This is a genomic window from Paenibacillus durus ATCC 35681 (genome assembly GCF_000993825.1).
Lineage (GTDB): Bacteria > Bacillota > Bacilli > Paenibacillales > Paenibacillaceae > Paenibacillus_AQ > Paenibacillus_AQ durus_B.
Map to the genome: position 1 here is coordinate 4,699,035 of NZ_CP011114.1, position 11,755 is coordinate 4,710,789.

At 54.1% G+C, this 11,755-nt stretch carries 12 protein-coding genes; 1 reads left to right on the plus strand and 11 read right to left on the minus strand.

Annotated elements, in window-relative coordinates:
• Positions 1–130: 130 nt before the first annotated feature.
• Entirely contained in the window at positions 131–610 is a 480-nt protein-coding gene (gene rlmH, locus VK70_RS21915; protein ID WP_046723761.1) for a 23S rRNA (pseudouridine(1915)-N(3))-methyltransferase RlmH, read from the minus strand.
• A 154-nt stretch (positions 611–764) separates the two neighbouring features.
• Between rlmH and VK70_RS21920 the strand changes: the two genes are divergently transcribed.
• Positions 765–1,472 (plus strand): DUF4386 domain-containing protein, encoded by a 708-nt coding sequence (locus VK70_RS21920; RefSeq protein WP_025695424.1) that lies wholly within the window; start codon positions 765–767, stop codon positions 1,470–1,472.
• Here the strand turns inward: VK70_RS21920 and VK70_RS21925 are convergent.
• The 10 genes from VK70_RS21925 to VK70_RS21965 form a co-directional block, all read right to left on the minus strand.
• Positions 1,429–2,025 carry a Crp/Fnr family transcriptional regulator gene (locus VK70_RS21925; RefSeq protein WP_025695425.1) on the minus strand — a complete coding sequence of 199 codons (597 nt, stop codon included), beginning with the start codon at positions 2,023–2,025 and terminating at the stop codon, positions 1,429–1,431. The two genes, VK70_RS21920 and VK70_RS21925, sit on opposite strands and share 44 nt — an antisense overlap.
• Before the next feature lie 227 nt (positions 2,026–2,252).
• Positions 2,253–2,633 carry a VOC family protein gene (locus VK70_RS21930; protein ID WP_051505057.1) on the minus strand — a complete coding sequence of 127 codons (381 nt, stop codon included), beginning with the start codon at positions 2,631–2,633 and terminating at the stop codon, positions 2,253–2,255.
• A gap of 75 nt (positions 2,634–2,708) precedes the next feature.
• A complete protein-coding gene (locus VK70_RS27500; protein ID WP_081754833.1) occupies positions 2,709–2,876 on the minus strand; it encodes a CxxH/CxxC protein in 168 nt (55 codons plus the stop codon).
• A gap of 173 nt (positions 2,877–3,049) precedes the next feature.
• Positions 3,050–5,032, minus strand: a complete 1,983-nt coding sequence (locus VK70_RS21935) for an amino acid ABC transporter ATP-binding/permease protein (RefSeq protein ID WP_025695427.1) — start codon at positions 5,030–5,032, stop codon at positions 3,050–3,052.
• A complete protein-coding gene (gene cydD, locus VK70_RS21940; RefSeq protein ID WP_025695428.1) occupies positions 5,029–6,921 on the minus strand; it encodes a thiol reductant ABC exporter subunit CydD in 1,893 nt (630 codons plus the stop codon). Before cydD ends, VK70_RS21935 begins: the two co-directional genes overlap by 4 nt.
• Complete coding sequence (gene cydB, locus VK70_RS21945) at positions 6,921–7,940, minus strand: cytochrome d ubiquinol oxidase subunit II (RefSeq protein ID WP_025695429.1); 1,020 nt, start codon at positions 7,938–7,940, stop codon at positions 6,921–6,923. Before cydB ends, cydD begins: the two co-directional genes overlap by 1 nt.
• Positions 7,941–7,944: 4 nt before the next feature.
• Positions 7,945–9,333 carry a cytochrome ubiquinol oxidase subunit I gene (locus VK70_RS21950; RefSeq protein WP_046723762.1) on the minus strand — a complete coding sequence of 463 codons (1,389 nt, stop codon included), beginning with the start codon at positions 9,331–9,333 and terminating at the stop codon, positions 7,945–7,947.
• Between the two features lie 210 nt (positions 9,334–9,543).
• Complete coding sequence (locus tag VK70_RS21955; RefSeq protein WP_025694252.1) at positions 9,544–9,774, minus strand: cold-shock protein; 231 nt, start codon at positions 9,772–9,774, stop codon at positions 9,544–9,546.
• 89 nt (positions 9,775–9,863) lie between these two features.
• Positions 9,864–10,064: a cold-shock protein gene (locus VK70_RS21960; RefSeq protein ID WP_025692494.1), complete on the minus strand. Its 201-nt coding sequence runs from the start codon at positions 10,062–10,064 to the stop codon at positions 9,864–9,866.
• Positions 10,065–10,353: 289 nt separating this feature from the next.
• Positions 10,354–11,592, minus strand: coding sequence for a S1C family serine protease (locus VK70_RS21965; RefSeq protein ID WP_025694253.1), 1,239 nt, complete (start codon positions 11,590–11,592; stop codon positions 10,354–10,356).
• Positions 11,593–11,755 lie beyond the last annotated feature (163 nt).

Below are 11,755 nucleotides of genomic sequence, written 5' to 3' on the forward strand. Positions count from 1 at the left end.
TGGTAGTAAACCATTATCTGCCTACACAAACTCGGCTGTGCAGTAATCTTCCCTAGGCAGGGTAGTTGCCCAATCCTCCCACCCTACCCCTCTGGTTCTCCAGCAAGTTATTGATGCCAAAAATTTCGCCCTACTTATGATACGGTTCCCCCCGATTGATCTTCACCGCACGATAAATCTGCTCCACCAGCACCAGGCGCATGAGCTGATGGGGCAGCGTCATGCGCCCGAAGCTGAGCCGCTGCTGCGCGCGGCTCAGGACCGCATCGGAGAGCCCGTGGCTGCCTCCGATGACGAACACGACATGGCTCGTCCCGTAGGTGCCGAGCCTGTCGATCTCTGCGGCAAGCTCCTCCGAGCTCCAGAGCTTGCCGTCGATGGCGAGCGCGATAACATGCGCGCCCTCCTTCACATGCGCGAGAATGCGCTCGCCCTCGCGCGCCTTCACGCCCGATACCTCGGCTTCGCTTAAGGTATCGGGCGCTTTTTCATCCGCCACCTCAATCATCTGGAACTTGAGGTAGCGTGTCAGCCGCTTCGCGTATTCGGCGATGCCCTGAACCAGGTACTTCTCCTTCAAATTGCCGACCGTAATGAGCTGAATGAACATAAAGATCCGAACTCCCCTTTCTTCGTCCTCTAATGATAAACAAGGATCGATGAATACACAAACGCGAGCCTTCCCTTAACTTAAGTCAAGGAAGTCCCCTTTCCTCCTTAGTACAATGTAACTATGAAGAATTCTTATGAGGAGGTTTATTCGAATGTCGACTCCAGCGGCCCGGGCGACCGGGATTTCACTCATTTTGATGGCGGCTGCTGCCGCATTCTCGTACGGATATGTACATGGAGGTCTTGTCACAGAGGGAGATCCGGACGCTACATTTGGCAGCTTGACCGCCGCTCCCCTGCTGTTCAGGGCTGAGATTTTGGCATGGACTCTGATTATGATCTGTGACATCGTGGCTGCATGGGGATTATATAAGGTGCTGAAGCCGATGCAGCCGGGCCTGTCCCTGCTGGGCGCATGGCTGCGCCTGTCGTATACGGCGGTCTTGGGTGCGGCCGTCTCCAGTCTTGTCGTCGTTTCACTGCTTACAGGCAGCAGTACCGGGGCATTTCCGGGCTTCACGGCGAATCAGCTGGAGACGGAGACGATGCTGTTTCTGCAGGCTTTTGAAGCGGTATGGTCGGTTGGTTTGATTATTTTTGGCGGGCATCTGCTGATTGTGGGGGTTCTGGCTCTCCGAGCAGGGAATGTACCGAAGATTATCAGCATCCTGCTGCTGTTGGCCGGAGCCGGTTATATCGTCATCCATGTGTGCCGCACGCTTTGGCCTGAGGCCGAGGGTCTCGTGAAGGGGCTAGAATGGGTGTTTATGCTGCCGATGACCGCCGGGGAACTGGGCTTCGGGATCTGGCTGCTGTTCAAAACTCCGTCTCCGCGCGTTCACGGTGAAGCCGCTTCTTGATCCGGCTCAGCGACTCCGGCGTCATGCCGAGATAGCTTGCCAGCTGATGCTGAGGGACACGGTCGATGAGTCCGGGTCTTCGGAGAAGCAGGGTCTTATAGCGCTCTTCGGGGGAAGAAGCGATAAAAGCGGCGAACTCCTCCTGAACCTGACCGAAGCTCTCCTCAATCATCCGGCGCGTCATGGATTCCAGCTGCGTGTATTTGGCGTACATTTCCTTTTCGGTGTCTAGCGGGCCGACGACTAATACGCAATCTTCCAGACAGGTCAGGGTGTACTCCGACGATTTATCCGGTTTATGTACATTGAAAATAGCGATCGCCTGCTCCTCCGTGTAGAAGTTCGAGGTTATGTCCCGGCCCGTCTCATCCACCGCATGCTGCCGTACGCACCCATTCAGGACAAAATAACATTTGCCGGGAATCTCCCCCTGCCTGAGCAGAACGGTTCCCTTCCTGTATTCTTCTACCCGAATTTCATCCAAAATCGCGTGCTGCTCTGCTTCGCTCAAGGAGGTCAGCCGGGCCATATATTTCAGTAAAAGATGCTTCATTTTTTCCAGCCTTCCTCCTTCAGTTTATGAGTTACCGCGTCAAGGGCACCTCAAAATTATCCGAGTGAAAATGGCTGTAGTACCGCCCATTCTCCGCCGTAAATTTCAGCACGCAGTAGTCCGGGTCGGTCACGCCGAGCGGATAATAGTCCGTATCGCCTTCATGCCAGATCAGGTGTGCCTTTGATAATATCGTGTGTCCTCATATGAAAGTGTTGGCCTTGAGACTAGCTAAGCTCCTTATCGCTATGCTCCACCAGCTGCACTTCAAAGCCGTCCGGGTCCAAGACATAAAAGAAACGCAGATGTGGATTGGGCGCGACCGGCCCGCGGACAATCGGGATGCCCTCGCTCTTTAGGTATTCCATTGCCTCATCCAGGGACTCCACCTCAAAACCAATAGACACGCCGGATTCCGGCTTCAGTACCGATTCGCTGCCCTGAATCAGCTCAATTTTCGGCTGCCCTTCTGCTCCCAACATGGCGATTTGCCTGCCTCTGCTCTCGAATCTGCGCTGAACCGGGAGTTTGAGAATCTCGTGATAGAAGTTCAGGGACGCCTCCAGATCGCGCACCCGGAGCATAATCCAATTCATGCTCAAATTCATGCGGCTATCCCCCTTTATGCCAATTGCCCCTTATAAAAAAGCACCCGCATAGGTGCTTTTTCTTGTTCATCTTATTTACACCACCAAAAACTCCGCGTTCTTCTCGCATTCCGCGCATTTGGCGGGCGGGTCCCAGTCCGAGAATTCGGTATCCTTCAGATCCACGACGTCGGGCGCGTCCTCGTATTCGTCGACAAACATATCGATGGCTAGCTCCAGATGTTCTTTACAGACAACATACATGTAATGCAAGCATCCCTTTCCCTTAGCTCATTAAAGCGTAATACTCCTCTTACTGTTCTACCACAATTCCGCCGAAAAAGAAATCCAAATTACCCGCAAAAGCGGCCGCCTGACGCAGCCTTGCCTTTACGGGTCTATGATTGGCATTACTCTATAAAAATGCTGCGTTTCGCTCAATCCGCCGACGTGGCGCGCTGCGCCGCATACCCCGGCCGGTCCAGCTCATACAATCTGCGGTAGCGGGGCTCGGAGGCCATCAGCTCGGCGTGGGTGCCGCGCATTTCGATTCTGCCGTTCTCCATAAAAATCACCTCGTCCATCCGCTCCGCGCCGACGAGATGATGCGTTACCCAGATCAGCGTCTTGCCCTCCATTGCGGCAAAAATCGTCGACAGCAGCTCCCGCTCAGTGCGCGGATCGAGACCTACCGTCGGCTCGTCAAGCAGAACGACCGGCGTATTCTGCAGCAGAATACGCGCCAGGGCGATCCGCTGGCGTTCACCGCCGGAGAATCGCTGGCCTGCTTCACGTACCCGCGTGTCGTAGCCTGCGGGCAGTGAGGCGATCAGGTCGCCCAGCTTCGCCAAAGCACCCGCCTGCGCGATTTGCTCCTCGGAAGCCTCCGGGTCGCCAAGCCGGATGTTGTTAGCAACTGTCGTGTCGAACAGATGCGGACGCTGGTTCAGCACGGAGATTATAGATGGAATCTGGTCTCCGTAAGAAGCGGCGGCACGTCCGTTAATCGTGACTGACCCTGCGGTTGAAACAAGCGCTCCCTGAATCATCTTCAGCAGCGTCGATTTGCCCGCGCCGCTGCGGCCGATGATGGCAATTTTTGCCCCCTGGGGGATGTCCAGCGTCAAGTCCCGGACCGACCATTCCCCCGCTTCACCGTAACGGTAGCCTGCGTTGCGCAGTGATATATGCGCTACCGATAGCCGGGAGAAGGTCGCCGCATCCGACAAACCGAATTCAAAGCCGTAACCCTCGTTCCGAACCACCTGCCGTCCGCCACCATTAGCTAAGGAGCCCACGTCACCACCTCGCAACTCTCCAGCCTCCGATTGTTCCATCTTACCTTGAACCACTCTCGCTTGACCCGGCTGCGCCGAATTTACGTTCGTGCCTCCAGCGGCAGACGGATGCCAATCGGCATGGCCGGAATCGCCACCGCCTGACGCATCACCCGCCGCCAACCCCGACTGCCTTTCCTCCACATCCCCAAGCCGCTCCAGCGAGTTACGATATTGCGGGATTTTCTCAATAGCCTCCGATACCGGCAGGAAAGCGTCCGCAACTGGAAAGACCACCAGCGCGAAGGCGGCGATCAATGTGCCAGGAATGGCTCCCTGCGAGAATTCGCCGCCCGCCCACCAGATCATGGATAAGACACCCAGGCCGACCACCGACTGGCCCAGGAACATACGCAGCCGCGCCCACCGCCGCAGCGCGGCGTCCGTGCGGGCGACCGCCCGTTCATCCGCCTCGTAGGTTTCAACGAACTGACCCTGCCGTCCGCTGATCATCCAGTCGCTCATGCCGAGCACGGCGTCTGTCAGCTTCTGGTACAGCCGGTTGCGCGCCTGCTTGACTTCGCGCTGACGTTTTTGCGTCACGAGCAGCGAAATAAGCGGCAGCACGGCGACCAGCACCAGGATGTACAAGCCGACCAGCGCCGCGAACCGCACATCGAACGTGCCGATGGCGATGACCGCCGCAGCGTAGATAATTAGGGAAATGACGGCGGGAAATACAGTGCGTAGGTATACATTTTGCAAATATTCAATATCGTCAGCCAGCATCCCGAGGATATCGCCAGTGCGGAAGCGCGAGGACAGGAATAATGCCTGCGGCTCCAGAATGCGGTACAGCCGCTGGCGCATTTGGGACAAAATCCGCAGAATCGTATCATGCCCGACCAGCCGCTCCACATAGTGGATAACCGCCCGGCTTGTACCGAACGCGCGAACGCCGACAATCGGAACATAGATCATGAGGATGTTCTCCGGCGGGATGGATGCTTTGGAAATCAGGAAGCCGGAGGTATACATCAGCGATGAAGCCGAGAATACGGTCAGCGCGCCCAGCAGAACAATTAGCAGGAAACGCCAGAAATAGGACGACACATATGGAGCAAACCAGCCTTCCCGTCTCAATGAATCCCCTCCAGTTGCGCTTCTACAAGCTCGTAATAGATGCCTTTGCGTTCAAGCAGCTCCTGATGGGTGCCCATTTCGGCAACCCTGCCCTGCTTCATGACAATAATCTGGTCCATGTCCGCCATCCAGTGCAGACGGTGCGTAGCTAGGAAGACGAGCTTGCCCTCAAACAGCGGCAGCATCGTTTCCTTCAGCTCATACTCCGTCTCGATATCCAGATGCGCTGTCGGTTCGTCCAGCAGCATGATCGGGCGATTGCTCAGCAGCGCCCGCGCCAGCGCAACCCTCTGCTCCTGCCCGCCACTTAAGGATCGCCCCCCGCCGCCAATCATCTCATCCAGTCCGCCAGGCAGCGAGGCGGCAAGCGGCGATAGACCTGCGGCTGCGACCGCCCTGGTAACGGCTTCCTGTGAAGCCTCCGGGTAATAGAAACGGACATTATCCGCCAATGTTCCGCTGAAAATGTACGGCTTCTGCGGAATATACGACGTCTGGCGCCGCCAAGCATCGTCAGTCAGCGAGCTCACTTTGCAGCCGTTAACCGTTATACTGCCCGCGCCAGGATGCAAAAACCCGGCCAGCACGTCGATCAGCGTCGATTTACCGGCGCCGCTTTCACCGATGATGCCGATTTTGCCGGTGCCGGTGAACTGCAGATTGATTTCCTCTAGCGAGGAAGAGCCGCCTTCCTCATACCGTACACCAACGCCCTGAAGAGACAGCGTACTGCTGCCGTTCCAGGCAAATGTGGACTCCGGCAAGACAGAAGCGCCTCCCCCGGAAATTGCTTCAGAACTCCCCCCGCCGGGGGAGTTCCCATCCAGTTTACCCGCCGAAGCGTACCCCACGTCATTTTTACGGAACCGGCCTTCCGGCTGCGCCTCATCTCCTGCTAAAGCAATCGAAGAAGTTGGCTCCCCTCGCTCCAGCGCTACCGCCTTGACCGGTTCACGGTCAATAATGCTCTTCATCGCTTCGCCCGCTTCCTTGCCGTCAAGCGTGGCGTGGAAGTCCGCGCCAACCAGCCGCACCGGCAGGAAGTATTCCGGCGCCAGGATTAGGATCGTCAGTCCCGTAACCAGCGTCATCTCCCCGTTCACCAGCCGCAGGCCGAGACTGACGGCCACGGAAGCGACGGACAGCATGGTGAAGAAATCAAGCGCGAACGATGACAGAAACGCCACACGCAGCGTGCGCATCGTTGCCGAGCGGTAGCGGTCGCTCACCTCGGCAATAGCCTCGCTGTGGCCCTTGCTGCGTCCGAGAAATTTCAGCGTCTCCAGCCCCCGCAGCGAGTCCACAAAGTGATTGGACAGCGTACGGTACGATTCCAGCTGCCGGTCCATCTGCTTACGCGCCGTCATGCCGATCAGAATCATGAACACAATAAGGATCGGCATCGTTAAAGTCAGTATTATGCCGCTCATGCGGTCCTGCGTACACACATAAAAGAGCAGCAGCACAGGCGTTACCGCCATGGAGACCATGCGCGGAATAATCAGTTCCAAGTAGGTGCGGAACTTGGTAACGCCCTCCAGTACGAGCGTCACCAGGGTTCCCGTTCCTTGATCCCCGGCCATTCTCGGCCCCAGCCGAAACAGCCTGTCCATCATCTCACGCCGCATGGCGCTGCCCGTCTTCTCGGCGAACCGGTACGAGATGCTGCTCATCAGCAGGCCGCAGGCATGCCGCACCAGAAACGCAAGAAGGAACAACAGCGCAGTGCCCCATTGTTCCTTCAGCGGCTTCCCCGCGAACAGCGCGGAGATAACTTCTGCCAGCGATGCCGCCAGCAGCAGGATGGACAAGCTTTGCACCAGGGTAAGGAAGCCTACCGCCAGAAAGACCGGCCGCACTCCTTTATACCCAAGCAAATTTCTATCCATTAATATTCGAGAGTCTCCTTATCGCTAAGCCGTTTGTGGAAGATAAAATAGCTCCAGATCTGATAGCCCAGCACGAACGGCAGCATCGTCAGCGCCACGATCGTCATCACTTTAAGCGAATACTGACCGGATGCGGCGTTCGTGATGGTCAAGTTGTAAGCTTCGCCAAGCGAGCTGACCATAACCCGCGGGAACAAGCCCACGAATACGGAGATAACCGAAAGGCCCAGCACCGCGCCCGTCATGGCGAATGCCCACCCGTCGCGCTTTTGCTTGCTGAAATAACCCGCCAGTAAGAAAGCGACCAGTCCCAGCGCCGCAATCGCCCACAGCAGCACGCCGCGTACTTTGAAGATATCCGTCTGGAAATAAGTCATGATGACAAAAGCCAGCAGCAGCACGCCTGTCGGCAGAAGCAAAGTACGCGCCCGTCTGCGCGCCCGTTCCTGCAGCTCGCCGAAAGTGCGCAGCGCCGTGAACAGCAGACCGTGAATATTGCACATCAGGACAACCGCAAGGCCGGCCAGCACCGTATAGACATTGACAATGTCACCGAAGAAGGCTGCGTGCATCTGCATATCGCCGTCAATCGGCAGACCTTTGATGAAGCTCGCAAATACTATCGCGAGCAGGAAAGGCGGCAGGAAGCTGCCGATCAGGATGGACAGATCCCAGGTCGTTCTCCATCCGGCGGTTTGCGCTTTGCCTCTGTACTCAAACGCGACCCCGCGCAGGATCAGCCCGAACAGAGCGAAGACAAACGGCACATAAAACCCGCTGAACAGCGTCGCGTACCATTCGGGGAAAGCGGCGAACATCGCCCCCGCCCCGGTAATCAGCCATACCTCGTTCGCATCCCAGAAAGGACCGATCGAGTTGATCATAACCCGGCGCTGTCTTTCATCCTTCGGCAGCATTTGCGACTGCATTCCCACACCGAAGTCGAAGCCTTCCAGGAAGAAGAATCCGACGAAGAGAACCGCAATCAGCACAAACCAAAGTTCATTAAGTGAGATCATGGTATCACCCCTTCTTCTTGTTATACGGGTCCGTCGAATGCGATTCTTCTTCCACAGTGTACGGGCCTTTTTTAACAACTTTCACGAACAGATAGATCAGCACCACAAAGAGAGCCGCATATATACCGTTGAAGGTGATTAGCGAGAACAATACCTGGCCCGGCGTAATGTTGGGCGAAACACTTCTTTCCGTTGTCATCAGACCGAATACCGTCCACGGCTGGCGCCCGAATTCCGTCATGAGCCAGCCGGCCGTATTCGCGATCGGCGGCAGCACAAGTCCGGACAAGCAGATGCGTAAAAATCGGGTGTTCGGCTGATCGAACTTTTTACGCCGCATCAGATACACAGCCCACAGCGTAATGAAAATCATGGCCATGCCTGCCACGATCATAATCCGGAAGCTCCAGAAGGTCGTGCGTACAGGCGGTATGTAATTGCCCGGACCGTACTTTTGTTCATACTCGGACTGCAGCTCGATCATCCCTTTGACTTCACCGGAGAACTTGCTGTAGGAGAGGAAGCTGAGCGCATACGGAATCTTCAGTTCATGAGTGCTTGTCTTGTTCTCAGGATCAATGTTGGCGATAACCGTCCAAGGCGCCGGGTCGCCGCTCTTGCCCCACAGGCCCTCAGAGGCGGCCATCTTCATCGGCTGGGTCTTAACCAAATACTGCGCCTGCCAGTGACCCGCAAAGGCAACACCAATTGAACTGATAATGCCGACGATCGCCGCGATTTTGAAAGACTTTTGAAAGAACGACACATCTTGCTTTCTCAACAGCTTGATTGCACTGATGCCGATAATCAGGAAAGCTCCGGTTGCAAAAGCGCCCAGTACGGTGTGCGGAAACTCAACCAGAACCTGGCCGTTGGTAATCAGCGCTAAGAAATCATTCATCTCTGCCCGGCCGTTGTTGATCGTAAATCCGACAGGGTGCTGCATAAATGAGTTCGCCGCCAGAATCCAGAAAGCGGACAGCGTGGTCCCAATCGCCACAAACCAGATGGACAGCAGATGGATCTTCTTGGAAACCTTCTCCCACCCGAATATCCAGATTCCAATAAACGTCGATTCAAGGAAAAATGCGAGCAGCGCTTCAACCGCTAGCGGCGCTCCGAATACGTCTCCGACAAAGCGCGAGTAATCCGACCAGTTCATGCCGAACTGGAATTCCTGCAAAATCCCGGTAACTACCCCGATCGCAAAGTTCACGAGAAAGAGCTTGCCCCAAAATTTTGCCATTCGTTTGTATTCTTCGTTGCCGCTGCGGACGTACATAGTCTCCATAATCGCGATGATGAATGATAATCCAATCGTTACCGGCACAAAGAAAAAGTGAAAAATCGTTGTCGACGCAAACTGCATGCGTGACAGCATAACTGTGTCCATGTTCTCCCTTCCTTCTCCCGTTTAGTTGCTTTCTATTTTGTCAAAATTTTAAGAGGTGAATTGTGATGTTTATCACATCTATAATCATTTTTATCGGTAAAAACCAATAAATTTGTGACATTAATCACAAAATTTTTGACAAAAGCAAAAAAAATAAGACGGTTTTCCGTCTTAACTGCTTCTCTATTGTCTATATTAAGTATACCCCATTTAAGAAATGGAAATACCCTTCTTCAATGCTTTAGGATTGCCGTTTGAGTTGAGCAGTTGGGGAAGCATTCTCATACTCTGCTCCATCGGCGCGCTGCACAAAGGACAGGTCGGCGCAACATCAAACGTAAAATTATCTCTCATCCATCCGTTGCAATCATCGTTCGTGCAGGACCATACGGCGGTATTCTCTTCCGGTATTTCTTCCACTGGTTTCTTCCGGTAGTTCATTGCCGTTCCCCCTCCATTTCTCTACATGCAAAGTATGGTTATTATTAAAAAAAGACCGTCCCGATTCTTAGGCGGGACGGTGGTTGTTTTTACAGTTTTACAACGTTCTCGGCTTGTGGTCCACGGTTGCCTTGAACAACGTTGAATTCAACGCGTTGGCCTTCGTCCAACGTTTTGAAGCCGTCGCCGACGATTGCGCTGAAGTGTACGAATACGTCGTTTCCGCCTTCAACTTCGATGAAGCCAAAGCCTTTTTCTGCGTTAAACCATTTAACTGTACCTGTTTGCATTGGTATATGCCTCCAAAAAATAAATTAACATGTTATTTTTATCTTTGAACAAAGAAAAAATTCACACATTGAAAAAGGCTGTATCTCTAACTTGACAACCCTTTTCAATGTGAAAATTCAGGCCTCAAATTAAAATATGACTAATATCATAGTAGCACATCATGGAATCAATGGCAAGTTAATCACCCGGAAATTATCCAGTTTTTACCGCAAAAGGCTGGCTTCCAAATTAGGCTCAGCCAGCCTTTCCTCAGCAGCGCTTTACTAGTATATACTGCTCCCGCCGGAATTATTCCCCCGGCTTCTCTTTTAGAGTAACGGTAACTTCCTGCTCTACGCCATGACGGTAAAAAGTGATGACGAGCGGATCACCGATCTTGGTCTCGTTGTACAAATATTTGCGCAAGCTCAGCGTGGAGTCGATAGTCTGGCCGTTAAATTTCGTAATGACATCGTTCAGCTTGAGTCCGGCTTCCTTGGCCGGACCGACGGCATCAAGAACTACAACGCCTTCTTTGACGCTGCTCGGCAGATTGAGCGCCTTGCGTTGGTCCTCGGCAAGCGGAACATACGGATTATTCAAATCGATGGAGTACACGCCCAGGTACGAGCGCGCGATCTTCCCTTTAAGAGACAGCTCCTCCGCGATCTTGATGACATGATTTGCCGGAATGGCAAACCCGAGCCCTTCTACGCCAGTGTCGGATATTTTCATCGTATTAATGCCAATTACCCGGCCGTTCAGATCAACGAGCGCTCCGCCGCTGTTGCCTTCGTTAATGGCGGCATCTGTCTGGATAACCTCCTGCTCCCAATCATAGACGCCGTCCTGGTTAAGGGATACCGGGATGCTGCGGTTCGTGTAGCTGACAATGCCCGAGGTGAGCGTATCGCCAAGACCGAGCGGGTTGCCGATTGCAATCACTGTTTCTCCCAGTTGAAGCTTGGAGGAATCTCCTAACTGCGCAATGGTGTTAATTCCTCCGCCATCTATGGAGAGGACCGCAATATCGCTGACTTTATCCGCGCCGACAAGCTCGGCTTTGCGGGTCTCGCCGTCCACTGTAACAACCTCAAGCTTGCCCGCTCCGGAGATGACATGGTTATTGGTTATAATGAATGCCTTATTGCCGGTCTTCCTATAAATCACACCCGATCCGAGCGCCGACTCATCCAGCGTTTCTTTCGTTTCCTCTTCTTTATGATTGATGATGCTGACAACCGCCGGACGGACAGTAGCCGCCGCCTTGATAATCCGCTCATAAGGATCGCCGCTGCTTGGCGTGATATTCTGAATGAAGGCAGGCATCGCACCCTTTGGATGAGACAGCTGGCCTGTAACGAGACTGAACAGCAGAACTGCGACCACTGCGCTGAACAGGGAGCAAATCGCGGACACTTGCATCGTTGACAAGCTCCGTCCTCTGAAGGGTCTCGACCAGCGGCGGGGCATTGGGCGTTTTGAGACTTTTCGTTCTCTCCGTCTGGATACTTTGGTTGAATAGAAATCATCATCAAACAGACCCATTCTGTCATCCTCTCCCCTGTTTAACTCTCGCGTATCTGTATGGGCCTGCCTTCCTGCAGGGCCCTCGTTCTCATTATAAGACTGCATTCCGGGGCAAAATGTTTCACCTGCTAGTGACCCTGAAGTACTCATTCTCGTAAAAGCGGAATACTTTGTAGCCTAT